Source organism: Uliginosibacterium sp. 31-16 (assembly GCF_030730865.1).
Lineage (GTDB): Bacteria > Pseudomonadota > Gammaproteobacteria > Burkholderiales > Rhodocyclaceae > Uliginosibacterium.
In genome coordinates this window covers 1-25530 of sequence record NZ_JAVALZ010000006.1, presented here as the reverse complement: position 1 = coordinate 25530, position 25530 = coordinate 1, and the positions used below count along the sequence as shown (strand labels likewise).

The following is a 25530-nucleotide window of genomic DNA, read 5'->3' as shown; positions in this document are numbered from 1 at the left end:
GCCGCAGAGGCTTGTCGCACGGACGTCTTCGGGGTAGTCGCCCGGAAACGTCCGCTGCATGCGGCTGAGCGGGCATGCTATTTCCACGGCCGGAGATAGGCGCCCAACGTTACGTGCTGACCTTCGGAAACCTTGCCCAGTGCGGCGTCCCAGGCGGGTTTGGGCGCGAAGCGGGCCGGATCGACATGGGCGGCATCGATGGCCGCCCGCAAGGTGCGGGTGACTTCGGCAACATAGGCCGGGCTGCGCTGACGGCCTTCCACCTTGATCGCCGCTACGCCAATGCGCAGCAGTTCCGGCAGCGCGGCCAGCACGTTCAGGCTGGTGGGCTCTTCCAGCGCGTAGTAGGTTTCGTCATTGACCTCGAAACGTCCCTTGCACAGGGTCGGATAGCCCGCAGGTTCGTCCTGGCCGTACTGGTCGATAAGGATGCCGGACAGGCGCGCTTCGGTGCCTTGGGGTGTTTCCACCCAGCGCACGGCTTTGGCCGGCGAGCACACGCCAGCGGTGTTAGGCGACTCGCCTGTGGCGTAGCTGGAGAGCAGGCAGCGGCCCTCCACCATCACGCAGAGGCTGCCGAAGCCGAAGACCTCGATCTCCACATCGGTATGAGCGATCACATGCTCGACCTGCGACAAGGTCAGCACCCGCGGCAGCACTGCACGCGAAATCCCGAACAGATCGCGATACAGGTTGATGGCTTCGTAATTGGTGGCCGAGCCCTGCACGGACAGATGGCGACGCAGTTGCGGGTGGGTTTTGCTGGCGTAATCCAGCAGGCCGGGGTCAGCCATGATGACCGCATCTACGCCCAGCCCGGCGGCCATATCCACCGCCTGATGCCAGCGCTTCTCTTCGCCGGCCTGGGCGTAGGTGTTGATGGCCATCAGCACCTGGCGGCCACGGCTCTGGGCGTAGCGAATTCCCTCACTGGCGGAGTTCTGATCGAAATTCAGGCCGGCAAAATTGCGGGCGTTGGTGGCATCCTTGAGGCCCAGATAGACGGTGTCGGCGCCATTGTCGACGGCCATCTTGAGCGCCGGAAGGCTGCCGGCAGGGCAGACCAGCTCAGGTTTGCGCATGATTGATGGGGGCATTGAAACGGGCTCCAAGCTTAGTCAGTGCATTATCCCCCGGCCTTGCCTTGGGTCAATTGGCCAAGTCTGGCGACCACAATCTTGTGGGCAGGTTAAAGATTGCTCCGACAAATGCCGTAAAATCCCGGACGACCATCGGAAGCGCATTCCCGCAGGCTTCCGGTTTTTTGCAGGGGATAACACATGGCCAAGGGCGATACCTTCCAGCTCAAGTTTCACGAATATACCGATCCCAGTACCGGCGTGCGCGTCACCCGGCTGACCCCCACTGACGTGACCTGTCATCGCAACTACTTCTATCAGAAGTGTTTCACCAATGATGGCAAGAAGCTCATGTTCGGCGGCTGGTTCGACAACAACTGGAACAATTTCCTGCTTGATCTGGAAACCCAGGTGGCCACCCAGATTACCGAAGGCGCTGGCAACAATACCTTTGGCTGTTTCCTCTCTCCGGACGACAAGACCTTCTATTACCGTCAGGGCACCAAGGAAATGCGCCGCGTTGACCTGGCTACACTCAAGGAAGAAACCTATTACACCGTGCCGGACGGCTGGAAGGGTTACGGCACCTGGGGGTCGAACAGCGATTGCACCAAACTGGCGGGCATCGAAGTGGTCGATGGCGACCTGCTGCCGCTGACGACCTGGGAGCAGTTCGCCGAACAGTTCCACATGAAGCCGCGCTGCCGCCTGATCATCGTCGATATCGAAAAGGGCACCAGTGAAGTGCTGGTCGATGAAAAGCGCTGGATGGGCCACCCGATCTATCGTCCGTTTGATGACAACACCGTGGCTTTCTGTCACGAAGGTCCGCATGACCTCATCGATTCACGCATGTGGATGATCAATGAAGACGGCACGAACCCGCGCAAGGTCAAGCAGCAGGAAGAAGGCGAAGCCTGCACGCACGAATTCTGGGTGCCGGATGGCTCCAAGATGATGTACGTGTCTTACAAGAAAGGCAGTTCGGATCGCTGGATCTGCGTGGCCGATCCGGTGACGCTGGAAAACGAAGCCGTGCTGACCATGCCGCCGTGCTCGCACCTGTACAGCAACTACGATGGTTCGCTGGCCGTGGGCGACGGCTGCGACACGCCGGCTGATGTCCAGGATACCGCTTCGCACACCCATGAGAACGATCCTTTCCTGTACTTGTTCGATCTGAAGAACAAAACCACCAAGAAGATCTGCGAACACAACTCCTCCTGGAAGGTGTATCGCAATGATCGTCAGGTGACGCATCCACACCCTGGGTTCACGCCGGACAACAAGCGTGTGCTCTTCTCCTCGGACTTTGAAGGTGAGCCTGCGGTTTATCTGGCGGATCTTCCGACCTGATAGCTGGGCGCAGCATCTGTAAAAACGGGCCTTCGGGCCCGTTTTGTTTTTCTGCGTCTGGAAAACAATGCTTTGTGTTGCATCCTCACAACAACTCGTCTTCCGGATGCGTGCAATTGATGGTTTTGTCTTGCCCGGGGGTGGGGTGCTTGCCACAATCGCCTCAACTTCTCGAATCGCGAGAGGTGGGACGGGAGTGATGGCTGACGCCGCGCCCCGATCTTCAACTGTGAGGAGAATTATTCATGCAGAAGAAACTCATCGCTCTGGCTGTTGCTGGTCTGATGTCCGGCGCCGCTTTCGCGCAAACTTCCGTCACCGTGGGTGGCAAATTTGACGCTTGCTATCAGTTCGCCCGTGCTCAATCCAAGGATGCCGACGGCAACATGATCGGTACCAAGGAATCGCAAGAAGGCGGTTGCAACTCGACCACCCGCGTGTCCATCGGCGCCAAGGAAACCATCGCTCCGGGATATGAAGTTCGTGTGGACTTCGATCTTCGTTTCGGCAACGTGCATGAAGGCAAGGGTTTCAGCCAGGATTCGTCGAACAAGATCACGTCGACTGGCGGCCTGAACTCCAACGATAAGAAGGCCATGGCTTTCACCACCCCGTTCGGCACGCTGCAGTGGGGTACTGCTAACCTGGCCAGCAACGAATACAAACTGGCAGAGAAGCCCTACATGGTGACGCCGAAGGATACCGAGCTGGTCAAGTTCGGTGTGTCCCAGTTCCGTGAAGAGTCTCTGACCAACCGCAACACGACTTACTGGTCGCCGACCTTCAATCTTGGCCCGGTCAAGACTCTGGTCAAGGCAACCTACGCTATCGGCGACAACCAGAAGGGTGGCAACAATGACTCTGAAGGCGGCGCTACGCTGACGAATCCGTCTTCCGGCAATGTGTACGTGATCGGTTCCGAAGGCGTGATCATGGACGGTATCGTGGATTGGGGCTTTGACGTGACCGACGTGCGTCCGTCTGCTGCTCAGAGCGGTGCTGAAGGCTTGGGCCGCAATTTCACCCACGCTTACCTGAACATCCGTCCGATCCCGGGCAACAAGAACCTGAAACTCTCGACCGCATACAACGTGTTCAAGGGCGCTTCCGTGGGTGACAAGTCGCCTGATGATGCTGTTGCCGGTTACTACAAGGAAAAGACCACCAACTTCGTGCTGTCGTACAACTTCGACGGCAAGGCTGAAGTCGGTCTGGGTGTTTCCCACCTGATGGATATGGGTTCCGGCCCGACCGGCCGTAACAGCGGCAAGTCGATCATGATCGGCGGTTCCTACTTCCTGAGCAAGAGCGTGCAAGTGTACGCCAACCTGCAGAAGACCGACTTTGAGCGTCAAGAGAAGCTTACTAACGGCAAGTATGTCGGCAACGCAGTTGGCTTCAGCGGCGATGCGACCAAGGCTGACGCAACGACCATCAAGGTCGGTATCATGAAGGAATTCTGATCCTCCGCAAGGACGATTGGTTCTCTAAAAGGGCAGCCTTCGGGCTGCCTTTTTTTGTTTACCGCTCAGGATGCGAGGAAAGTTCTGGAACGAGGGGGAGATAAACAGCATCCGCACAATACCTCGCGGTGGCTGGATAAATTTGGCTCTGCTATTCGTAGATGTCGTTTGGTGAAAGGTCTAATCGACAAGACATTGGCCATAAATTGCGGGGCTGGTTGTCCTTTTCTTTGTGCAGCGAGAGCTATTTATTACTGCGCCAAAGGTACAGCGTCGGGTTCTTCGAAAAGAGGCTCAGTCGTACTTTTGCCTGACAAGTAGTGAGGCTGGGCTGATGCGTGATCTCCGGCCCATTTTCAGAACCCTTTTCATGGAAATTGTTCGGGACGTAAAAAACCCGCAGCCATTGCGGCTGCGGGTTGAAAAGCCCGGCGGTTGCGGCCGGGGCCCGATGAGCTGAAACTCAGGCGGCCTTCTTGCCTTTGGTCGAAGCGGCGGAAGCGCCGACGGCCTTGACTGTCGCGGTGGTCGCTGCGGCCACATTGGCTTCGGCGATTTCGGCGACCTGTTTGGCGGCCTTGTTGATGCTGTCGTAAGCGGAGTTTGCTGCAGCGATGGCGGACTTGACGGCAGCCACAGCCACGTCGGAACCGGCCGGAGCGGACTTGGCTGCCTTGTCCAGTGCGGCGGAGACGTTCTTGTTCACTTCGCTCAGTTGCGATTCTAGGATCTTGCTGATGTCTTCCTGAGCTGCTGCGCTGATTTCATACACGCTGCGGCTGTAGGAAACGATTTTTTCCACGGTCGGTTGAGCCAGGGCTGACTGCAGGGACACGAGTTCCTGTGCATCCTTGGCGCCGAGCAGGGTCTTGGCGGTGGCGACGCTGTCTTCCAGCATGGCGCGGGCGGTATTGAGGTTGAGGGTGGCGAGCTTTTCGGCGCTGGCAAACGCGGTGTTGGCGAAGGTCAGTGCGGCTTCAATGGACGCCTTGTTGGCGGTGCTGATTTGTTCGGGAAGGGACATGTCTGACTCCTGATATTGGTCTAGGGATAACGCGGCTACACAAGGTGCTGCATGTGCTGCCTGATCAATCATTGCTGCGCCGCACAATGCGAATTATAAGAAGGATTTTGCGCCTGTCAAGCAAGAAATGTTGCGCTGCATCAATCGCGATTATGTCCGCTTGTAACCATTATCCACAAGGGTTTGTATCCGGTTAGCTGTCCGGATGGGCGGGCTGCTTGATGCGGTGCGAAATGCTTTTGAGGGTGCTTGCTATGCTGCGCTGCGCAAGGCTTTCAGGGGAGGCATGTCAGAGAGGCAGGCGGGGCGCGCTTGTGCAGATATCCTGTCTGGAGAAGCAGGCGCGAAGCGGGTCTTGAGGAGGTAGAGGCAGATGGAGTGCTTTTGAGTCGTCCTGCCGCAGGCTCCCCTTGCTATGTTTTCCGGCTTTGATTATTGATTCAGGCCGATTTGTTTGGACCTCGCACACCTCGAAATAGTCCGGCTTGAAAGCCGTGCATCGAGGTGGCCTGCCCGCGCTTGTCGAAGGACGCCCTGCGGGTGATTGCAGGCGTACGCCATGCGTGGCAGCCGACTGGAGTCAGCTTGGCCGCCTTCCCCGGAGAGGGTATGGGCGGCCACAGGGACATGGTTCAGGACTTGAACCGAGGCTGCCAGCGGAGCAACAAACCCTACGCGCAGAGGCTGTTCCGGCTAGGGCCGGAGTCCGGCGCGTGCAGTGCGGACCAACTTGAAGCGGCGCAGGCCTATTTGCCAGCCGGACGTGATACGGCCGTTTCAGGCGCAGTGCCTTTGGGCCAGATGGTGGTGTGCACGCGTTCGTTGCTGTTCTTTGAAACGCTGGCGTTCGGGCCGTTGGTTACGGTGTATTGCTCGGTATAGCCGTTGTATTCGATGTACTGACCGCGGGTTTCATCAAGTCCGCTGCGGGTCATGGCGCGCGTGAACAGCTTGGCCATGTCGTTGCGTCCTTCGTACTCGATGCGTTCGGCTTCGCCTTCGGTGTATTCGTTCTTGCCTTCGCGTTTCTGGCGGAAGCGTGCCAGCCCGTCCTTGCCACCGGTGGCCACACCCTTTTGGAAACCTTCTGCGTCCTGTGTGACGACGAGTTTGTCCGAGGTGATTTCCAGCGTGCCTTGTGTCAATTTCACGCGGCCTTCGAATACCTGAACCTTGTTGCGATCATCAACGCTGAGGCGGTCTGATTCGATGGTGACCGGCTTGCTGCGGTCCGCACGTTCGGCGTGAGCCAGTGGCGCAATCAGCAGCAGGGCGAACAGGGAGAAGCGGAAGGCTGGGGACATAAATGGGGTCTCGCTGTGATCAGGGGCAAAGCATGCGCGGCATGGCTGCGCATGTGTTCATTAACGGATCAGTCGGGGGCTCGGGGTTGGGATGCGCCTGGCTTGGGAAGCAAGGTCGCACGGACCATGCTGTGGATCGTGAACAGCCCGGTGATATTGTTCCATTCGGCGCCGATGCCGGACATGTGGCTTGCCCCTTGGGTCATGAATACAGGCTTGTCGGTGCGCGCGATTTCGTCGTCGGTCAGTACCGTGAGAACTTCGGTTTCCAGTGTCTGGAGTGGTGTGTCAGCAGTTGCCGCGCGCTCCCCACGCACCGAGTCGCGCATCACGACGACCTTGGTTTCATTGTTGACGTGCGCCGTCTTGCTGGTGAAGACGGTGGGGCGGGCATCGCGCGTCAGGGTGATGACCGGGCTGGTGATTTCGGCCGTATCGTCATCCGGGTAGTGCAGAAGTTTGCTGCCCGTCATGCGCGAGATGCGTTTGCCGGTGAGATCGAAACGGTCGATGCTGACCTGATCGACAATCAGGTCGGGATCGTGACGGGCATTGCCCAGCCCGCTGCGGTATTCGTTGCGCACGACCTGCTCCAGCCAGAAGGTGGCGGCGGCCAGCAGAGCGGCAATGATCAGCGGGAAGTGGGAGCTGAGCCGGTTCATGCGTGCAGGTAGGCGTTGAGCATGTCGTCAAGCTTGCCTTGAGCGGCGAGGATGAAATCACAGACCTCGCGTACGGCGCCGCGCCCGCCGCCCTTGGTGCTGACGTAATCAACGTGCTGTTTCACGAAGTCGTGTCCGTCCGCGACGGTGGCCGAGAAACCGCAGGCGCGCAGTACCGGCAGATCCACCACATCGTCGCCCATGTAGCCGCAGTGGTCTGCATCCAGATCGAGTGTGGAGCGCAGATCACGCATGACGGCACGTTTGTCTTCCACTCCCTGGAACAGGTGGCGGATGCCGAGATTCTCGACACGGCGCACAAGCATTTCGGATTTGCGCCCGGTAATGATGGCAACCTCGATGCCAGCCTCGCGCAGCATCTTCAGGCCGTGACCGTCGAGGCTGGAAAAAACCTTGATTTCATCGCCATTGGGGGTGAAATACAGGTCGCCATTGGTCAGCACGCCATCGACGTCGAAAGCCATCAGATGCAGACGGCCTGCGGATTCGCTGACCAGATCGGGTTTCTTGCTCATCAGATCACCTTGGCGTTCATGAGGTCGTGCGTATTCAGCGCGCCGACCAGGTGTTGTTCGGTATCCACCACCAGCACCTGACTGATGCGGTGGCTATCCATCATTTCAACGGCTTCAACGGCCAGTGCGTCGGGGCTGATCGTTCGCGGGTTGCGATGCATGACTTCGGCGATGCTCAGGCTCTGGAAATCCAGATTGCGCTCAAGCAGACGGCGCAGGTCGCCGTCGGTGAAGATGCCGGCAACGCGGTTGTCGGCGTCGACAATCGCGGTCATACCCAGACCCTTGCGCGAGATTTCCAGCAATGCGGCAGAGAAGGAGGCTGTCAGCGGCACCGCCGGAATGGCCTGATCGGTACGCATGATGTCGCGCACATGCGTCAGCAGGCGCCGGCCAAGCTGACCACCGGGATGCGAGCGGGCAAAGTCCTCTGCGCCAAAGCCGCGTGCTTCCAGCAGCGCGACGGCCAGCGCGTCACCCATGGCCAGTGCGGCGGTGGTGCTGGCGGTGGGGGCCAGATTGAGCGGGCAGGCTTCTTCGGCGACGCCGGCATCCAGATGTGCATCGGCCAGGCGAGCCAGTGGCGAATCGGGCTTGCCGGTGATCGAGATCAGTTTGGCGCCCATGCGCTTGACCAGCGGCACGATGATCAGCAGTTCTTCGGCAGTGCCGGAGTTCGACAGAGCGATCAATACATCGTCAGGCTGGATCATGCCCAGATCGCCGTGTGCAGCCTCACCGGGATGGACGAAGTAGGCCGGCGTACCGGTGCTTGCCAGTGTTGCCGCGATCTTGCGTCCGACATGGCCGGACTTGCCCATGCCGCTGACGACGACCCTGCCACTGGCCGCCAGGATCAGGGCGACTGCGTGCTCGAAATCTGCGCCCAGCCGCTCACTCAGGGCTGCCACGGCGGCCGACTCGATAGCCAGCACGCGGCGCGCGGTGCTCAGCGCGCCTTCGGTTGAGGATGCGGGATTGTTCCTTGGGGCAGTTGGGCTCATGGGCAGGCTGCGGTTAAACTGATGGGCGAGTATAACAAAGCCGCTTGTCGCCTCGCTTGTCGGGGTGCGGACAAAGCGCAAAAACCACACCATGCATGGTTTGTTCAATATAGCCCTGATGCTTCTTGCCGTGACCGTGTTTGCGGTCGCGCTGTTTCGTGCTTTCGGTCTGCCGCCGGTACTGGCCTACCTGATGGTCGGGGCCGTGCTCGGCCCGCATGCTGCAGGTGTTGTGCCGGATAGCGAGCAGGCCCGTTATCTCGCTGAATTCGGTGTGGTTTTCCTGATGTTCTCCATCGGGCTGGAGTTCTCGCTGCCCCGCCTGTTTGCGATGAAACGCATCGTGCTGGGGCTGGGCAGTCTGCAAGTGCTGGGGACTTTGCTGCTGTTCGGCCTGCTGGGCATGCTGTTGGGGCTGGACTGGAAGGCCAGTTTTGCGGTGGCGAGCGTGATTGCCATGTCCTCGACCGCCATGCTCTCCAAGCTGCTGGTGGATCGCATGGAACTGGAAAGCCCGCACGGCCGGCAGGTCATCGGCGTGCTGCTGTTCCAGGATATTGCGGTGGTGCCGCTGCTGATCCTGATCCCCGCACTGGCGCAGCCGGCGGGTTCGCTGCTGCCTACGCTGGGGATCGCGGCGATCAAGGCAGTCGTCGTGCTGACGCTGATCCTGTTCATCGGCCAGCGGCTGATGCGTCGCTGGTTCCTGCTCGTGGCGCGGCGCAAATCCTCCGAGTTGTTCATGCTTAACATCCTGTTCACCACGCTGGGTCTGGCCTGGGTGACGGAGCTGGCAGGCCTGTCGCTGGCGCTGGGGGCGTTTCTGGCTGGCATGCTGATCTCGGAAACCGAATACCGCCTTCAGGTGGAGGAGGACATCAAGCCTTTCCGCGACGTGCTGCTCGGCCTGTTCATGGTCACCGTGGGGATGTTCCTCGATTTCGGCGTGATCGCCCGCAACCTGCAATGGGTGCTGCTGATTCTGGCGGGTATCTTTGTGCTCAAGTTTGTTGTGGTCGCTGCCGCTTCGCGCTGGCTCGAAGGGCTGGACGGGGCTGCCGTGCGTGCCGGTCTGTGGCTGTGCGCCGGTGGCGAGTTCGGTTTCGTGCTGCTGACGCTCGCCTCGGATGTGCAGATAGCGCCCGCATCCGTCCTGCAGTTGGTCTTGGCTGCGCTGGTCATCTCGCTGCTGCTGGCGCCCATTCTCATCCAGTACAGCGACAAGATCGTGCTGCGCTTCGTGGCCTCGGAGTGGATGCTGCGTTCAATGGAGCTGACCCGCGTGGCGGCCAAGTCGATCGCCACCGACAAACACGTGATCATCTGTGGTTATGGTCGTACCGGGCAGTTTCTGGCGCGTCTGCTGGAGCAGGAGCAGGTCAGTTACGTCGCGCTGGATCTCGACCCTGACCGCGTACGCGATGCCGCTGCGGCGGGCGATCCGGTGGTGTTCGGCGACTCTGCCCGGCACGAAACGCTGCTCGCCGCAGGCCTGATGCGGGCCAGCGCGGTGGTGGTGTCTTACAACGACGTCCAGGCCACGCTCAAGGTGCTCCATCACGTGCAGGCCGCGCGACCGGACATCCCGGTAGTCGCCCGCGCGCACGATGATCGCGACATGGAGCGTCTGGTCAATCAGGGGGCCGCCGAGGTGGTGCCTGAGATGCTGGAAACCAGCATCATGCTTGCCACCCATACGCTCACCCTGATCGGCAAACCGATAGCCCGGGTGATTCGCCGCATGCGCGTTGTGCGTAGTCAGCAATTCAGTCTGATGCGTGGCTTTTTTCTGGGCTCATCTGATCTTGACGAGCGCCCCGACGCGCAGGAGGCCCGCCTGCACTCCGTCTCGCTGTTGCCCGGCGGCGCGGCGGCAGGCAAGCCGATTGCCGAACTGGGGCTGGATGAACTGAGTGTGAAAGTGGCTGCTGTGCGCCGGCGCGGCGTGCGCAGCCTCGACCCCGCGCCCACCTCGCTGCTTGAAGCCGGCGATGTGCTCGTGCTGCTCGGTCTGCCCGGTGATCTGGCGGCGGCGGAAGAACGGCTGCTCAAAGGGGCGTAAAGCTCTGCGCAAGTCGCAGGTGAATTCGGGGTGCTTGAAGAGCCGCTTCTGGTGGCCTTCTTCGGCATGCCTGTCGGAACAAACAGGCGGTGCAAGGGCCTCCGGGATAGCATGTGCAAGAGGTCCGCTGCGCGCGGCTCTGCGAGGCGCCGTCACGTTTTTTGAAGTGTGTTTATTGAGCCGCCCGTTTTGTGTGAAGTCCGTTCGGCCCGAGTGTGCCGAAGGCGCCCTTCGACTGGCTCAGGACAGGCCAAGTCGAGGGTGGGGCCCAAGCCTCGATACACCGGGCTTCTCCTGGCTCTCGGCTCGAACGGTTTATAGCGTGCAAAGTTCAAACCTCATGGGGCCGTATCTATAGCCCGCGATAGTGACGCCGCGTGCGGCAATAAACGCACGCACATTTGCCCAAAGAAAAAGCCCCGCGCGGGGCGGGGCTCTTCGGGCATGCCGGCAACTCAGAAGCCAGCGCAGACGATGTAAAACGTCGCGTCATCAAGTGGCGCCGCGGCCATCTTGGATTGGTCGTTCAGCAGCACGAACACAGAGCCGGCGGCAATATCACGATCATTGTCCATCGTTGAATCTACCTGTTGCGCGATCCTTCCGGATACTTGGCTCTGGCAGACGAAGAGTCGACCTGAAATTTTGTCTGTTGCATCAACGCCTGTTGGTTTTCCCGACTGAAAGCCGATGACTCCGCCATCAGCATTTTTTTGCTGGAAGTCAGTGGCACCGACTGTCGTGGAGCCATTGGCAAGGTTGGCCAAGCGTAAGTGCTGCCATGCCAAGTAGGTTTCATCCGTTTTTGTTGTTGAGTCCCATTTTCCATCGATTGAGCCATTGCCCAGTAAGGAAGGAGTAGTGCTGGCGAGCGCGCCACCAGTAAAGTTTTTGTCGGCTTTTGAGTCATCACCCGGAAGCGCCCGGAAGCGATCTTGGTAGGCGTTGATCATTACCGAGACATTACGGAAGTCGTTGACGACCGCTTTGGCCTTGGCGCTGTTGATCAACTCCTGCCCCTTCAGCACGCCACCGAGCAGCAGGCCGATGATGACCAGCACAATGGCGATTTCTACAAGGGTGAAGCCGGACTGCTGGCGCTTCAGAGTGTGCTGGGTCGGACGTTTCATGGGGGGCTCCGGTGGGATGAGTTTCTTGCCACGCCTTGAGCAATAATGATGCCTGCGGGAAATGTTGGGTTTTCGGCCTGTTTCCTGAAGTAAAGCCCTGTTTTTCGAGCGGATCTGTCAGATTTTCAACGCACCGTGACGAAAGTCGCACGTTTGCGCTTCCCCATCTTGCGGTTCAACCATGAGTCTTCGCGCATGTTTGCTTTTTCTAGGCTGACCGGACGCTGGCGGGGCTTGGCCCATCCGGCTCTGCTGACCTTGCTCCTGCTGTTGCTGCATGCGGCGTTGCTGCAGGGGCCACTGAGTCTCGCTGGCAAGGCGCTGCTGCTCGGGCATTTCGGTGTGGTGCTGCTGTGGCAGCCATTGGTCAGCGGCGAACGCGAGGTTTCCCGTGGCGGCACGCTGGTGCTGGTTCTGGCGCTGGGGGCTTTGGGCGTTTTCCTGTCCTGGGGGCTGCTGGTGCTGTGGGGGCTGGTGCTGATCGGCATTTTCGGCGGCAAGGTGTTTCACCACGTCAGTCTGCGCAGCCGGCTGGGCTACTGGCTGGCGCTGATTTGCGTGGTGGTGGACTTGATCGGTCTGGTGCTGCCGCAGATGCTGCTGGGAGTGGCTGCCGTGCCACTGGCCCTGACCCGCTTCGCCGCCTGGTTTGCGCTGCCGGCGTGCGGGCTGATCGCGCTGCTCGGGGCCGAGCGCTCGCCATCGCAAGGCTCATCCAGCGAGGAAACGGCCGAGGTCGACGTGGTCGGCGCCGTGGTGCTGGTGCTGGTGGTAATGGGCGTGTTGCTTGGCTCTCTGGCGTTCATGTTCGTGGCCGGCAGCGATTACCTGAGCGCCCTGCTGCAGGCGCTGGGGACGATGGCTCTGACCCTGTTGTCGCTTGGGCTGGCGTGGGGGCCGCGGCAGGGGTTTGCCGGGCTGGGGCTGGAGGTGTCGCGCCGTCTGCTGGGGGGCGGACAGGCGTTTGAGCTGTGGATGCGCGAGGTGGCGGATCTGGCCGTGCGTGAGGAGTCGCCGGAGAGGTTTGTGGCGACGGCGCTGACGCGTCTGGCGGCTTGGCGCGGGGTGCGGGGTTTGAGCTGGCAGGTGTGTGCGGAAGAGGGCAACGGCGAGATACGCGCGCAGTGGCTGGGGCGCAGCACGGGTTATCGCGCCCGCCTGGAGCATGGTGCGTTGCAGGTGGATGTTTTCACGAGTGTGGCCTTGACGCCCACGGCGGCCTGGCAGTTTGATCTGATGCTGCGCGTTCTGGCCGAATTCCACGCCGCGAAGCAGCAGGCCCGGCGCCTGCAGGCGCTGTCTTTCCTGCGTGCTGTGCATGAGACCGGCGCGCGGACTACGCACGAGATCAAGAACCTGCTGCAGTCACTGGACATGCTGTGCCACGCGGTGCTCAGCGATGGCGGACGCGATCCGGTGGCGGTGCAGCGCCTGCTCGGCGAGCAACTGCCGGCGATCCGGCAGCGCCTGAGCGAGGCCATGCAAAACATCCGCCAGCCGCGCCCCGATGATTTGCGCCCGCAAGCCCTTCGGCTATGGTGGGCGGCGCTGCAGGCGCGCCACCCGGACGCGCGCATCCGTTATGAACAGGATGGAGAGGTGGGCGCGACGATGGTGCCGGCGGCACTGTTTGATTGTGTGGCCGACAACCTGCTGCGCAATGCACTGGACCATCAGGCCAGTGCCATCCGGGTGCGCCTTGAGGCCGACCCGGACGGCTGCAGCCTGAGCATCACGAACAATGGCGACCCCATTGAAGAAGATCGTGCCGCCAAGCTATTCGTGCAACCGCTGGCCTCGGATTCCGGACTCGGCATTGGCCTCTACCAGGCCAATCGACTGGCCGAATCGGCGGGCTACCGGCTGACGCTGGACGAGAATCAGGCGGGAGCGGTCAGCTTCGGCTTGAGGCCGAAAAAATCGCTTGTGGTGCAGGGCTGAGTTCTGGAGGCTGGAAGGTCGTGAGTGCCAGCTCTCGCCGGCATGCCTGAAGAGCCTCATCCAGCGGGGCTTTTCGAGCAGGCGTGCTGAAGAGGCTTGTCCGCTGCGGTGTTCGAGGCCGGTGTGCCGCAAAGTCTTTGCAGATGCGGCTCTTCGGCCATCATCCATGACGCATGGCAGAAACGTGGGGCGTCAGTCGCCTGCCGGGTGCTGCGCCGGAGGTGCTCAGTCAACGCCGCTCACATCAATATCCAGTGGATAGCGATTGGCGGGCGTGATCAGCACGGGGGCATCATCGGTGCGGCCGAGCAGACGCCACACGCTGACCATGCCCTTGCCCTTCAGGCGCAGGGTGACCGGGTCTTCAAAGATGAAGCGATACTTGAGGCGGGCGAAGGTGGTGGCGTCGCACTGGATGCTGCTGGGATGGCTTTCGGTGGTGATCCGGCTGGCCAGATTGACCGTGTCACCCCACAGGTCATAAATGAATTTCTTGCGCCCCACCACCCCGGCCACAACCGGCCCGGTGCCGATGCCGATGCGCAGTTGCAGGCTGCGTCCGTGCAGAGCCGAGTCTTCCGCCAGCCAGTCGCGCATGCTCAGCGCCAGATCGGCAATTGCCGCGCAAGGGTCGTTTGAATCATCGTTTAGGCCTCCGGCCACCATATAGGCGTCGCCGATGGTCTTGATCTTCTCCAGCCCGCGCACTTCGGCCATCTGGTCGAACTGGCCGAACACGTGGTTGAGCAGTGCAAATACCTCGGTCGGTGGCATGCCGGCGGCCAGCTCGGTGAAGTTCACGATGTCCGCAAACATCACCGTCACCTCGGCAAAACCGTCGGCAATCGTCTCGTCCGAGGCTTTCAGGCGCAAGGCCACCGGTGCGGGTAGAACGTTGAGCAACAGCCGCTCGGAGCGGGCCTGTTCGATTTCCAGCCGGGCGTGGGCCTCTTCCAGCATGCCCTGGGTGCGTTCGCGCTCGCGGATCGCGAAACGCAGGAACAGATACACCATGGTCGAGATGGTCGCGAAGTTCAGTGCGAAAAACAGCACCGACACCTTGCGTGGTACGGCGGTTGTCACCATGCCGACGTCGGCCAGGAAATAATCGGCGCCGCCGGTGATCAGGGTGAGAACCAGATAGGCCGCGAACCACGGCATCGATTCGCGCACCCCCAGGCACAGCAGGGCACACACCGGCGCCAGCATGCCCCACAGGATCAGACCCGACGCGGCCACGAAGTCGCCCAGCGCCCACTGTGCGACGAAGGGGAAGAACAACAGGATCGCCATCTGGGTAATGCGGAACAGATCAAAATTGCCCCAGCGGGCGTAGATCAGCAGGTTCAGCGCCACACCCAGTTGCAAGGTGAAGGGCAGCGATGCGGAAAGTCGCGGCCCCAGCGCCCAATAGATCAGCAACCACATCGCCCCGGCCATGCTGACCAGCCCGCTGATGAAGAACAGCAGCGCTTTCTGCAGGCGCAACTCCTCGCTGTCGCTGGGCTCGACGCAGGCGGTGCGCAGGCGGTGGAGGAGGGAGGGGCGGGTGGGCATGAAGCTCAGGGACACAGGGTGGCGGCTGAGGAAAGATTGTGACCTGCGGCCAGCAGGCGACCAAGTACGATGTAACGCGAAACCCACACGACCTGATCGTCTGCCGGGCTTTGGCCGATAACATTGCTGCCGCTGGTGGGTGAGGCGTCCACGCCATCTCCACCGACTGACCAGATTGCCAGCGCAACGCTGTTTGCTGCCGAGAGACTGGTTTCGGTGCCACTGGCATCCTTGCTGCGAATGTTGACGTCACCTTCCGAGGCAAGCGAGGGGGTCTTCACATATTTGCAGGAGACAGCGTAGCGCAGGGTCTGACCGAAACCGTCCGTTTGCGGTAGCCCTAGCGTCTGCCAGGGGAGGAAACCACGGGTAACATCCGCGCCCGTGCATGATGCTGCTGCAATGCCACTTTCGGCACTTGCCGCAGGACAGGGAAGTGCTCCGGCGGGCGACTGATTGGCGGCAGCGTAGAGAAGAAGTGCTTCACGAGCGTCGTCGATCTGGTTGCGCGATTCCAGCCGTCGGCTGCGCTCGATCTGTACACTGAAGGCGAACAGGGCACCGCTCGCCAGAATGGCAATGATGGTCAGAGCGATAGCCAGTTCGACCAGAGTAAAGCCGCGTTGCGGTATGCGACAAACGGGATGTTCAGACACAGAGAACCTCTTTGCTGCCAGGCGTTGCAGAACAGATGACGGTTTTTTCCCCGGCATTCGCTGGCGGGATGCTGATGGAAAGCAGGTTCTTGCTGCTGTCGAAGCTGATCCAGGTGTACCAGTCGTTCAGGCACAGCGTGCTGACGGGGTGCTTGTAGTTGAGCGAGGAAGGCAACCCGTCCACCAGCGTGCTTGTACGCGGGCAGGCCGCACTGCCAGTCGCTTTGGCGTAATTTGGGGTGTCCTGAGTTGTCAGCAATTTCAGATCGAAAGCCTGTTGACTGGGGGAGGTTAGGCCGCGGGTGTCTGCGAGTGGTCCATCGGTGAATGCAATGCCCGAATCGGCCAAACGGCGCAAAAAACGTGCGGCAACAACTTTCATTACATCCTGTTGGGTTATCACCAATATCTGATCGTTCCCGCCCGGCTGAGGGCTGGAAATGGTGGTGCTGACCGCAGTTCCTGATGTGCCGGGGCTTTCCAGAAATTGGTCTGGGCTTCCACTGCGGCAACCTCCACTTCCAGATCCACGCCCAGTTTGTGTGCTCAGAGAACGGCTCGGAGCGAATAGAACAGCAACCACCTTCTCTCCGTTGGCGACAAGGGAAGGAACTGTCGCTGGATTGATGGGAGGCGTTGCCGGCACCGACAGACAGAGCGCTTCTCCGTCGTGAGAGTCATCACGGCACTGTGCAGGCACGCCATTGCGTTGCGGTACGCTGAGGGCATACCAGAGACACTCCCCGTCGCCGTCCAGCAGCGGCGTTGTGCCAAGGGTTTTCCAGGGCAGGCGGCCGATGACCCCGGTGGTGTTAGGAGCACACTCGGTGACCGTGCTGCCGCTCTCGTCCGGAGACGGGCAGGGCAGGGCGCCCGGGGTGTTGTCTTCCGCCAGGGCGCGGGCCAGCAGCAATTCGCGCGCAGTCTGGAGTGCTTTCAGGGTGTCACGCCGGGCACTCAATTCCCGGTTTCCGGCAAAGTGGTTGGCTCCAGAGACAAGGGCCACGGCTGACACGGCGAGCACGAGCGCCAGCATTGCCAGCAGCACATACCCCCGCTCCCCGCGTTTCACGGCCGTTTCTCCGTACTGGATTCGGGCGTGAGCTTCACCTGCTCGCCGACCTTGAGCTCCACGGTTTTGCCTTCGCCGACGAAGACGCGGGCGGAGCGGTCGCCGTAGCTGGCGACCGGGGCGTGTTCGCTATGGGCTTGGCCGTTGATCCAGACAGTGCTGCGGCCGCTGGAGCGGCGCACGATGCCTTGCAGGGTGATGGTGTCGGATTGTTGTTCGCGGCTGATGCGGGCGTTGCGGCGGCGCAGTTCGTCAAGTACGGCGCGCTGCTGCGGGGTATGGAAAAGGCGGCCTAGCTCTTGCTCGGAGAGCGGCTCCTGACGGGCTTCTGCAGCCTGCCCCCATGCACAGCCGCACCAGACAAGGCTTATGGCGGTGATGGCTTGAAGAATGAGGCTGCGAGCGGCTGTGCGAGGTGCTCTCATGGCGGGTTCGAGGTGGCAGGTGTGGCCGGCACGGCGCCGGACGCTTCGACGGTAATCCAGTCTAGCTCGCATTCGGCAGCGAGGCGGCTGTTGCCTTGATCAGCTCCGTTGCTCAACGGGCTGAGGCTGCAGCGGCGCGGCTGGATCAGGGCGCCGGGCAAGGCATGCAGGTCTGCGAGCACGCGTAGCAGGTCGCCTTCGTGCAGCACTTGCATGCTGAGTTTCATCTGGCTGGCGTGGGTGCTGAAGTGCCTTTCCGCATCGAGTTTGCCCAGCTCGCGCTGGGGGGCGAGGGTGAATTCGAGCTTGTCGATGCGCCGGGCCTGGCCGATGCTGCGGACGGCATTGGCCCAGTCCAGACGGTTCTCGGCACCGACCAGGCCTTGTTGCTGGTACCGGTTGAAGCGGGCGATGGTGGTGCGGATGGTGGGCTCGTCGGCCTGGGCTTTCTGGTAGCGCTGATGCAGGGCCTGGGCTGCACTGCGCTCCTGGGCGTGATCGCGCCGGGCGCGCAGCAATTGCTGCTGGGAACCCCACAGCAGGCCGGCGCCCAGTGCGATGAGAATCACGGCGGTGAGGATGCTGAGGCTGAGCTGACGGGAGACGACGCTGCTGGCGCGGGTGGTTTTCACGGGGTCACTCCCTGACTGATCAGCAGGCGCAGCTTGAATTCGGGGCGTTTGTTGAGGGTTTCGGCGCTGCTGCGCAAGGTCTTGTCGGACTCGACGTCGAAGGGCAGGGCGAGCAGGCTGACTTCGCTGTCCGGCTTGCGCAATTCGGCGGTAAAGGCACGGATGCGGGTGATGGCGGCGCGTGGGTCGGCGGCGGCCGTCAGTGGCAGGGCTGCTTCCAGCGTGACGCTGGCGCTGCTGCGGGCTTCGTCTGCGAGCTGCCAGTCAATGCGCTGCACGTCGATGTCGGCATAGGCGTTCAGCGCCAGTGACAGGCGGCGCAAGGCCTCGGCCGGATCAGCACGGCGCCCGGCCAGTTGATCGATGCCGTTGACCACACTGTGCAGTGATTCGAGGCTGGTAGGCAGTTGCGGCAAGGTGGCCAGCAGTTGCTGGTAGCGCAGCTCTTCCTGCCGGCTTTCGGCCTGCAGGGTGGTGCGTTGTTGCCACAGATTGCGGCTGCTCAGATGGTTGTGCAGGGCGAGGCTGGCCAGCACCATGGCGGCCAGGGAGCCGCCCCACAGGATGGCTCGACGCAGCAGTTGCAGGCGGTAGCTGCGGCGCTCGCTGTCGGGCGCCAGTTGCGGAGCGTGCCCGGCGCGCAGGGCCAGACGCATCGTCAGCGGGAGGCTGTCGGACGCGGTGGTGCGACTGCGCTCGCCAAAATGGTGGGAGAGGGTTTCCAGATTGACGAGGCGGAAGTCGAGCTGTTCGGCGCGTTCAAGATTCGCCAGCACCGGAGCGAAATCGTGGCGGGCGAGCAGCAGCCAGACCGGCAGGCGTGTGCTGCGGGTGATCCAGCGCTGGGTGCTGAGGTATTGCAGGGTTTTCTGGCTTTCACGCAGGCAGGCTTCGCCCCAGGTGGCGTAGTCACCTTCGGGTGCGGGCGAGAGACGCGAGAAACGCAGCTCGCCGTTCTCGAAGTAGGTCTGGCGGATGCCCGCGGACGAGAAGCTGACAATCAGCCCGCGCGGAGCGTCGACCTGCAGTCCGCCGAGGAGTTGGCGCGTCAGCAAGGGCACGCTGTAGAGCGCGGCCAGCGGGGCTTCCTGCTGGCGCAGGACAGCCAGCCAGGGCTCCAGTGCGGCAGGGCGGGTGATGGCAGTGAACAGCACACGCTCGTCGCGTCGCCCTTCCTTTTCGCGACCCAGTGAAATGGCCGTGCTGAAGGGTGAGCCGAAGAAGAGTTGAGCCTGCTTGCGGGCGATCAGGGTCTTGCGATCGGTGCCGGCAACGTAGGGAATGCTTTCGCTGTGAAAGCCTTCATCCGGCAGATCGACGAGAATGGTATGCGTCCCGGCGCGGGCCGTGCTGAGCCAGGCGGCAAACTGGCTGGAGCCATCGTTGCCGTCTGCGTATCGAGCCAGGGGCTGGATCTGTCCACCCGCGCTGATGTAGCTGGCGAGGCCGGAGTTGTCGATGCAGTGAAGATAGCGTGTGAGCATGTCAGATCTTCATCTTGGTGATGACGTCGTACACCGGGCCGAGCACTGAAATCGCGATCCACAGGATAAGCCCGCCGAGCAAGACCATCAGCAACACTTCCATCGTGACCTGCAGGTTGGCGGTGGATTCGCGGACATCGCGTTCGTAGAAATAGCTGACATTGTGCAGCGCCTGATCAAGCGAGCCGGTGTGTTCGCCCACGCGCAGCATGCGCACTACCAGCGGGGGGAACAGGCCGACGGTGGCAAAGGCTGCGGTCACATTCTGCCCTTCGGCAATGAGTTGTTCCACCTGTTCCAGCGCATCGCGCATCACGCGGTTGCCCACCACATCCTGGGCGACACGAATGGTGTCGATGATCGGGATGCCGGAGGCGTACATCATGGCAAACAGGTTGGCAAAGCGCGACAGCACGATTTTGCGGTACACCGTACCCAGCAGCGGGAAGCCGAGTTTGAATCTGTCCCAGCGGCGGGTGGTCGCCGGGTGGGTGCGGATCAGGGTGCTGAGGATGATGGCACCTGCTGCAGCTGCGCCAATGATGAAAGGCCAGAAGCGCGAAATGAAGGTGGATGTCCACATCAGCAGTCTGGTCTGAAACGGCAGTTCGATGCCGGTGGAACGGAACAGCTTGGCGAGTTCCGGGACCACGTAGATCATGGCGACGAAAACGGCGACCAGCGTGATGGAGAGTACGAAGCTGGGGTAAATCGCCAGCTTGCGCACGAAGGATGAGAGTTCATCCTCGCGCTTGAGCGCTTCGTTCAGCTCCTTCAGCACATCGGGCAGGTTGCCGCTGGTTTCACCAGCGCGGACCAGCGCACAGAATACGGAATCGAAAGCATCGGAATGCTCGGCCAGCGCCTGAGACAGACTGCGCCCACCCTCGATGCCCTCGACCAGCGAGGCGATGACCGCATGCATGCGCGGGTGTTCGGTGGAGTCGCGCAGATCAGTCAGCGAATCGATCAGGGGGACGCCGGCGCGGGTGAGCTGTTCCAGATGGAAGCAGAAATGCATGCGCTCGCGCACGGGCAAGCGCCCGCGTGTATGCCGCAGCGGGTTGCGCGAGGGGACTCCGGTGATGAGATCCAGATCCATGCGTTTGAGGCGCATCTCCAGATCGACCGGATTGAGTGCATCCAGCTCACCGTGCACGAGATTGCCACCGGCGTTCATGGCTTTGTAGGCGAAGATGGCCATGGCGCAGACCTTCTCAGAGCTCGGCGCTGAACATGCGCTCGGTGAGGTCCACCACGCGGGCGAGTTCTTCCAGCGTGGTCTGACCTTCCATGACGCGGCGGATGCCGTCTTCGGCGAGCGTGCGGAAGCCCTTTGCGCGTGCGGCGTTGCGCACTTCGCGATAGGTGGCGCGGCGGGCGATCAATTCGTCGATGTCGGCGTCCATGCGCATCAGCTCCATGATCGCCATGCGGCCCTTGTAACCCTGCTGCTCGCAGGCAGGGCAGCCAACTGCTTCGTAGAGCGAGTGCACGGGACGTTCGCTGGATACGCCGAGCAGTTTGAGCTCATACGGCTCTGGCGCACGCTGCCGCCGGCAGTGCGGGCACAGCTTGCGCACCAGACGCTGGGCGACGACACCGATGATGTTGCCGGCCATGATGTCGGGCAGGATGCCGATGTCGAACAGGCGCGGAATGACGCCGATGGCCGAGTTGGTGTGCAGGGTGGCGTAGACCTGATGGCCGGTCATCGAGGCGCGAAAGGCCATTTCCGCGGTTTCCTCGTCGCGGATTTCGCCGACCAGGATTACGTCTGGATCCTGGCGCATCATCGAGCGGATGCCGTTGGCGAAATCCAGTTTGGTGGCTTCGGACACCGAAGTCTGGCGGATCATCGGCATCGGATATTCGACCGGATCTTCGAGGGTCATGATGTTGATGCCCTCGGAGTTGATGTGGTTCAGGATCGAGTACAGGGTGGTTGTCTTGCCGCTGCCGGTGGGGCCGGTAAACAGGATGATTCCTTCAGGGCGGGCAATCATCAGCTTGAGCATTTCAAGCTGGCTGTCGCCGAGCCCTAAACGGTCCAGTGGCACGATGCCTTTCTGCCGGTCGAGGATGCGCAGGACAACGTTCTCACCGTGGATCGTGGGCTGCGACGAGACGCGGAAATCCACCGGGCGCCCGCGCACATTCAACGAGATGCGACCATCCTGCGGCGCGCGCGTCTCGGCGATGTTCAGCCCAGCCATCACCTTGATGCGCACAGCCATGGCCGACCAGTAGGATTTGTGCAATACGCGGATCTGGCGCAGCAGACCGTCGATGCGGTAGCGGATGCGCAGGAAACTTGCTTCCGGTTCGAAGTGGATGTCGGACGCGTCGCGCTTCACGCCATCGGCCATCAGCGCGTCGATCAGGCGCACGATGGGCTGGTCGTACTGGTCGCTGGCCGCCAGTGAGCGGTAATCGATCTCTCCGGTTTCGATTTCGGTAAGGATGCCGTCAATCGACAGTTCAAAGCCGTAATACTGGTCGATGGCATGGGCAATCTCGTTTTCACCTGCCAGCAGGGTGTCGACCTGCGTTTCTTCGGGCAGGATCGAGCGCAGCTTGTCCAGCGCAACGATATCGTCGGTGTCGGCAATCGCTACGGTCAGGCGACGAGCCTCGGCGTCCCAGCGCAGTGGCAGCAGGCGGTGCCGTTTGGCGAGCTCTTCCGGCACCTGCGCCAAGGCGTCCGGGTCGGCAATTGCGCGCGCCAGATCGACGCCCTGCTTGCCCAGCGATTCGGACAGGGCATCGCGCAGCGCCGCTTCGGTAACGAAACCGAGCTGCACCAGGAGCTTCCCCAGAGCGAGATTGGAACGGCTTTGTTCATGCAGCGCGATGCGCAGCTGATCATCGGTGATCACGCCATGCGTGATCAGCAACTGCCCGAGAGGTTGATGGTGAGGTGCATTCATGACTGAAAACGCCGCTCAGGGGCTGGCGGGTTTGCTTGTGGCTGCGGAGGCATCCTGCAGGGCGGCTGCACGCTGGCGGGCAGCCGCCGGATCGAACGCGACCTGGCTGCGACGCGCTGCGACTGCCGAGCGTTCGTAATACTCCTGTGCCAGCCGGGGCTGATTCAGATGATCGAGGCTGACGGCAAGGTTGTAGAGCGTATCGGCGTTGGCCGCGTCCAGGGCATGGGCCTGGAAGAATGCTTGCTGTGCTTCGCTCCAGCGGGATTGACGGGCATAGATGCTGCCCAGCGCGAACAGGGCTGGCGCTGACTCGGGCTGCTCGATCAGCAGACTGCGCAGGCGTGTCTCGGCTGTCACCGGATCACCTTCTCCGTAGAGCAGGGCAAGCTGGGAACGTGCGGTGGCATCCTTGGGGTCGATGACCAGTGCCTGCCGGTAATAGTGTTCGGCTTCGGCCTGGCGACCACTGTGCAGGGCAATCAGCCCCAGTGCATTGAGCACATCAAGATTTTTCGGTTCGGAGCGCAGGATGCCAAGAAAACCCTGGCGTGCCCGGGCCAAATCCCCTGCGGTATAGGCAGTGTAGGCCTGTTGAATGGGCGAGGCAGCTTCGTTTGCAATGGGGCTTGGTGGAGAGCGGCGTACGACGGGCGTCTCAGGGGATGGGGTCTGGAGAGGCTTGTCTGCAGCGGCTTTCGAGCCATGAGGCCTGTCGACCGGCTTCATGCTTGGCTGTGCGGACAAAGGCGCTGCTGAAGCGTCTGCGCTTCCTGCCGAGATGTCTGTGCTCGGCAAAGGGAGAGTGGATGGTACGGCGATCGGCTGGGGTGTGGTTTCTGTCCGGGCGGGCGACGAAAGGCCGGGGCCCACCTGCATTCCGCCGCGTGGCTGGGTGGCCCACCAGACGTAAGCACCACCCGCCAGCAGTATCAGCAGGCCACCTGCTGCAAGCATCAGTGGCAAGCGGCTGGGTGCGGCGCGCTTGATCTCGAAGAGTTCGCGCACTGCTTCGCGTGGCGGCACGCGAGTGGCCGTACGCGCCGAACGGGCTGCAATCGGGGCCGCTTGCGGTTCGCCGGCGGGAGTGGAGGCTGGCGGGGGTTCCGGCAAGGAGGGCGCGACGGGCTCCAGTTGCAGCGCCGCTCCGTTGGCGGGCGTGTCTGTCGTTGCCTGCCTCTGCGCTGCTTCGGCCTGTTTCAGCGCCTCGATGAGCAGACTCATGGCTTGGCCTCGGGCAGCCGGGGGATGGCGGGTCCGGCATTTCCATCGAAAAATTGCTCGGTTGGCACCTGGGTCGCAAAGCTGCGGTAGTCGCCCTCTAGGCTCGGGCTGCGAATGATGGTCGGGCGAACGAAAATCACCAGTTCGGTTTTGCTCTTGGTGTCATTGCGATTCTGGAACAGACCGCCGATCAGTTTGGTATTGGAGATGCCCGGCACCGAATCGTCGGTGTTGTTGAGTGCGTCTTCCATCAAGCCGCCCATGACCGCGATGTTCCCGTTGTTGATGCGCATTACAGAGTCGAACTCACGTGCACGGATGATCGGGATGGTGTTGGTGATGGTCGTCGTTGTCTTGCTCATCAATTGCAGGCTTGGATCTGTTTTCTGGCCAATCACCCGGGACAGGCTGGGACGGATGTTGAGTGTGACGGAGTCGTCTTCGCCTACTTGCGGAGTGATGGTCAGCACCAGCCCGACCGGTACGGAGTGCAAGGTGGAGGTGATGGTAGTTTTGGCCGGCCCTACGGTGGAGGCGTCGGTCTCCTTGATCTCGTAGGTGAAATAGATGTTGTCGTCCACCACCTTCATTACGGCTGTCTGGTTGTTGAGTACGGATAGTTTCGGGCTGGAGAGCACCTTGACCGTGCCGAAGGATTCAAGCAGGCGGATTGAGCTGGTGAACTGCTGGCCGTTGCTGGCTAGTTCCAATAGTGACGAAGGTGCCGTGCCGGTGATGGCGCCAGCGGCTTTCTGAATGATGTTGAATCCGGAATCGAAGACATTCAGCGCAGACCAGTCGATCCCTTGCTGGTAATTCTGGGTCAGCTGGACTTCGGCAATCGTCGCCTCGATGAGTACCTGACGTTTGGCGCTGGCCATCACGCGGTCGAGAAACTCCTGAACCTTTTCCTGTTGGCGAGAAGTCGCCCGTACCGTGAGAACGCCCGTCTCTATATTGGCAATGACTGAAGCGGCTTCGCGGAAAGTCACGACCTTCTCGGTTGTTGCGGCCGTACTGGCGGTGTCACCGCCCGTGCGGGACACTGCTTCGGCCTTGCTCTTGCGAGTTTCCTGCTGGGTGCTGGAGCCTTGGGTTTCGACCTGAACCGTGCGTTCCAGGCTACCTTCGGGCAATACCTTGTCCGTTTCACGAAGCAGATCCTTCACGTTCTGGATCAAGCTGTCCCAGAAACGGTTCCGGGATGAATTCTGGATGCGTGCGGATGATCCGCTGCCTTGAGTCTGGTTCTGTGATGTATTGCCGTCTGTTCCGGTGCTCACTGCCGAACCGATCTGGGATGCTACCGAGATGGTGCTGCTGGTGTCGCGGGAGAGGTTTACATAGTCAATCTTGTAATTGCGCAGATAAGGGGTGTCCGGCATTACAACCAGATTCGGTCCGTCCAGCTCGAAGCGCAGATCTACCTGCTTGGCGATGCGGGTCAGCAACTGGGGCAGGGTTTGGTCCAGCGCATTGAGCGTGACATTGCCGCTCAACCCTGGATGGATGTCTATGTTGACCTTCGCGTCGCGCGACAAGGCAAACAGCAAATCTTGCACCTTCACATTGCTGACGACCACAGAGTAGGTCTCTGGTTTCGGCTGAGCCTTCGGGGCAGGCAGGCTGAAACTGCGCATTGCCACTGGAGGGATCTGGGGCGGGGCGATGACAGCGTTGTTTGCCTCACTGACATGCTTGTCCGCCGTCAGCTTGACGCCGGGGGACGCGCACGCACTCAGGAGCAGGACGATCAGCAGGCCATGTAAGCGGGCAAGATAAATCACGCGCCGAAATCCTTGAAGGCATGAATGGGATTCCGATATTAGCGCAATTCATCTAGAGGGCCGCTGACCGTATGGGCGGGGGAAGTTGATGCAAACCGGAGTGAAGGGGCAGTGCACAAATATGGGCAAATGGGCTTGACGGTTTGTTCGGGATTCTTCATAATCTCGTTTCTCTGCTGACGGCGGGTTTGAAGCGAAGTTG

At 61.3% G+C, this 25530-nt stretch carries 21 protein-coding genes; 4 read left to right on the top strand and 17 right to left on the bottom strand.

Translation table 11 applies throughout. The features are described from left to right. Window positions 1-77: 77 nt before the first annotated feature. Complete coding sequence (locus Q9Q94_RS16990; protein ID WP_305981327.1) at window positions 78-1097, bottom strand: peptidase U32 family protein; 1020 nt, start codon at window positions 1095-1097, stop codon at window positions 78-80. Between the two features lie 183 nt (window positions 1098-1280). On the opposite strand from Q9Q94_RS16990, the gene Q9Q94_RS16985 reads away from it, so the two are divergent. Together Q9Q94_RS16985 and Q9Q94_RS16980 are read left to right on the top strand one after the other, a co-directional pair. After that, a complete protein-coding gene (locus Q9Q94_RS16985; RefSeq protein ID WP_305981326.1) occupies window positions 1281-2435 on the top strand; it encodes an oligogalacturonate lyase family protein in 1155 nt (384 codons plus the stop codon). Between the two features lie 245 nt (window positions 2436-2680). Next, window positions 2681-3898 (top strand): porin, encoded by a 1218-nt coding sequence (locus Q9Q94_RS16980; RefSeq protein WP_305981325.1) that lies wholly within the window; start codon window positions 2681-2683, stop codon window positions 3896-3898. 463 nt (window positions 3899-4361) lie between these two features. Here the strand turns inward: Q9Q94_RS16980 and Q9Q94_RS16975 are convergent, their stop codons facing one another. From Q9Q94_RS16975 to Q9Q94_RS16955, 5 genes are all read right to left on the bottom strand, one after another. Next, complete coding sequence (locus Q9Q94_RS16975) at window positions 4362-4922, bottom strand: phasin family protein (protein WP_305981324.1); 561 nt, start codon at window positions 4920-4922, stop codon at window positions 4362-4364. A 746-nt stretch (window positions 4923-5668) separates the two neighbouring features. Then, window positions 5669-6226, bottom strand: a complete 558-nt coding sequence (gene lptA / locus Q9Q94_RS16970; protein ID WP_305981323.1) for a lipopolysaccharide transport periplasmic protein LptA — start codon at window positions 6224-6226, stop codon at window positions 5669-5671. A 68-nt stretch (window positions 6227-6294) separates the two neighbouring features. Further along, the gene (gene lptC / locus Q9Q94_RS16965) at window positions 6295-6888 is read right to left on the bottom strand and encodes an LPS export ABC transporter periplasmic protein LptC (protein WP_305981322.1); all 594 of its coding nucleotides are present in this window, start codon (window positions 6886-6888) and stop codon (window positions 6295-6297) included. Beyond that, on the bottom strand, window positions 6885-7424 hold the full coding sequence (locus tag Q9Q94_RS16960) for an HAD family hydrolase (RefSeq protein WP_305981321.1): 540 nt from the start codon (window positions 7422-7424) through the stop codon (window positions 6885-6887). The genes lptC and Q9Q94_RS16960 overlap by 4 nt, the downstream gene beginning before the upstream one ends. After that, window positions 7424-8428 carry an SIS domain-containing protein gene (locus Q9Q94_RS16955; RefSeq protein ID WP_305981320.1) on the bottom strand — a complete coding sequence of 335 codons (1005 nt, stop codon included), beginning with the start codon at window positions 8426-8428 and terminating at the stop codon, window positions 7424-7426. Before Q9Q94_RS16955 ends, Q9Q94_RS16960 begins: the two co-directional genes overlap by 1 nt. A 91-nt stretch (window positions 8429-8519) precedes the next feature. Here Q9Q94_RS16955 and Q9Q94_RS16950 point away from each other — a divergent pair, with 91 nt between their 5' ends. Next, window positions 8520-10490: a monovalent cation:proton antiporter family protein gene (locus Q9Q94_RS16950; RefSeq protein ID WP_305981319.1), complete on the top strand. Its 1971-nt coding sequence runs from the start codon at window positions 8520-8522 to the stop codon at window positions 10488-10490. Window positions 10491-10945: 455 nt separating this feature from the next. Here the strand turns inward: Q9Q94_RS16950 and Q9Q94_RS16945 are convergent, their stop codons facing one another. Continuing rightward, a complete protein-coding gene (locus tag Q9Q94_RS16945) occupies window positions 10946-11620 on the bottom strand; it encodes a prepilin-type N-terminal cleavage/methylation domain-containing protein (protein WP_305981318.1) in 675 nt (224 codons plus the stop codon). Window positions 11621-11815: 195 nt separating this feature from the next. On the opposite strand from Q9Q94_RS16945, the gene Q9Q94_RS16940 reads away from it, so the two are divergent. Continuing rightward, window positions 11816-13561 carry a sensor histidine kinase KdpD gene (locus Q9Q94_RS16940; protein WP_305981317.1) on the top strand — a complete coding sequence of 582 codons (1746 nt, stop codon included), beginning with the start codon at window positions 11816-11818 and terminating at the stop codon, window positions 13559-13561. Window positions 13562-13786: 225 nt separating this feature from the next. Here the strand turns inward: Q9Q94_RS16940 and Q9Q94_RS16935 are convergent, their stop codons facing one another. Genes Q9Q94_RS16935 through Q9Q94_RS16890 form a run of 10 tightly spaced genes read right to left on the bottom strand, consistent with a single transcriptional unit; the run spans window position 13787 to window position 25328 of the window. Continuing rightward, a complete protein-coding gene (locus tag Q9Q94_RS16935; protein ID WP_305981316.1) occupies window positions 13787-15118 on the bottom strand; it encodes an adenylate/guanylate cyclase domain-containing protein in 1332 nt (443 codons plus the stop codon). 5 nt (window positions 15119-15123) lie between these two features. Continuing rightward, a complete protein-coding gene (locus Q9Q94_RS16930; RefSeq protein ID WP_305981315.1) occupies window positions 15124-15774 on the bottom strand; it encodes a type II secretion system protein in 651 nt (216 codons plus the stop codon). Next, window positions 15767-16810 (bottom strand): hypothetical protein, encoded by a 1044-nt coding sequence (locus Q9Q94_RS16925; RefSeq protein WP_305981314.1) that lies wholly within the window; start codon window positions 16808-16810, stop codon window positions 15767-15769. Before Q9Q94_RS16925 ends, Q9Q94_RS16930 begins: the two co-directional genes overlap by 8 nt. A gap of 32 nt (window positions 16811-16842) precedes the next feature. Beyond that, window positions 16843-17271, bottom strand: a complete 429-nt coding sequence (locus Q9Q94_RS16920) for a hypothetical protein (RefSeq protein WP_305981313.1) — start codon at window positions 17269-17271, stop codon at window positions 16843-16845. Then, window positions 17268-17903: a hypothetical protein gene (locus Q9Q94_RS16915; protein WP_305981312.1), complete on the bottom strand. Its 636-nt coding sequence runs from the start codon at window positions 17901-17903 to the stop codon at window positions 17268-17270. Before Q9Q94_RS16915 ends, Q9Q94_RS16920 begins: the two co-directional genes overlap by 4 nt. Then, the gene (locus Q9Q94_RS16910; protein WP_305981311.1) at window positions 17900-19387 is read right to left on the bottom strand and encodes a hypothetical protein; all 1488 of its coding nucleotides are present in this window, start codon (window positions 19385-19387) and stop codon (window positions 17900-17902) included. The genes Q9Q94_RS16915 and Q9Q94_RS16910 overlap by 4 nt, the downstream gene beginning before the upstream one ends. Window position 19388: 1 nt before the next feature. Continuing rightward, window positions 19389-20591 (bottom strand): type II secretion system F family protein, encoded by a 1203-nt coding sequence (locus Q9Q94_RS16905; protein ID WP_305981310.1) that lies wholly within the window; start codon window positions 20589-20591, stop codon window positions 19389-19391. A 13-nt stretch (window positions 20592-20604) separates the two neighbouring features. Further along, window positions 20605-22317 (bottom strand): GspE/PulE family protein, encoded by a 1713-nt coding sequence (locus Q9Q94_RS16900; RefSeq protein ID WP_305981309.1) that lies wholly within the window; start codon window positions 22315-22317, stop codon window positions 20605-20607. A 15-nt stretch (window positions 22318-22332) separates the two neighbouring features. Continuing rightward, window positions 22333-23541, bottom strand: a complete 1209-nt coding sequence (locus Q9Q94_RS16895; RefSeq protein WP_305981308.1) for a tetratricopeptide repeat protein — start codon at window positions 23539-23541, stop codon at window positions 22333-22335. Then, window positions 23538-25328, bottom strand: a complete 1791-nt coding sequence (locus Q9Q94_RS16890; RefSeq protein WP_305981307.1) for a type II secretion system protein GspD — start codon at window positions 25326-25328, stop codon at window positions 23538-23540. The genes Q9Q94_RS16895 and Q9Q94_RS16890 overlap by 4 nt, the downstream gene beginning before the upstream one ends. Window positions 25329-25530: the final 202 nt, after the last annotated feature.